This window comes from Xenorhabdus stockiae (assembly GCF_002632825.1).
GTDB classification, from domain to species: domain Bacteria; phylum Pseudomonadota; class Gammaproteobacteria; order Enterobacterales; family Enterobacteriaceae; genus Xenorhabdus; species Xenorhabdus stockiae.
In genome coordinates this window covers 1-421 of sequence record NZ_NJAJ01000159.1, presented here as the reverse complement: position 1 = coordinate 421, position 421 = coordinate 1, and the positions used below count along the sequence as shown (strand labels likewise).

Annotated in this window: 1 protein-coding gene; it reads left to right on the top strand. The window is 44.7% G+C overall.

From position 1 onward, the window contains the following. On the top strand, positions 1 to 421 hold a 421-nt coding region (locus Xsto_RS20935), incomplete at both ends, for a phage antirepressor N-terminal domain-containing protein (protein WP_099126333.1).

Below are 421 nucleotides of genomic sequence, written 5' to 3'. Positions count from 1 at the left end.
TGTTGAAGGGATGGGAATGGACTGGGCAGGGCAATATACTAAGTTAAAACAACGCTTTAAAAAAGGGGTTGAGGAAATCCCAACACCTACAAAAGGTGGTTTGCAGTTAATGACTTGCCTTGCTCTCCGTAAGCTAGCAGGTTGGCTAGCAACTATCAGTCCAAACAAAGTTAAGCCTGAAATTAGGGATAAAGTAATCCGCTATCAGGGCGAATGCGACGACGTGCTTTATGAGTACTGGACAAAAGGTATCGCTGTTAATCCCCGTAAACGTAACGTCATGGCAGAACTGAATCAGGCCTGTGCTGAATTAAAAAGAGATAAGCAGCTCGCTAGTGTGTTTGGTACGGGACTCAATGAATGGAAGAAGGTCAGACCTGAACATGAAAGCAAGATAAGAGGCTTAATCGGACAGGCTACC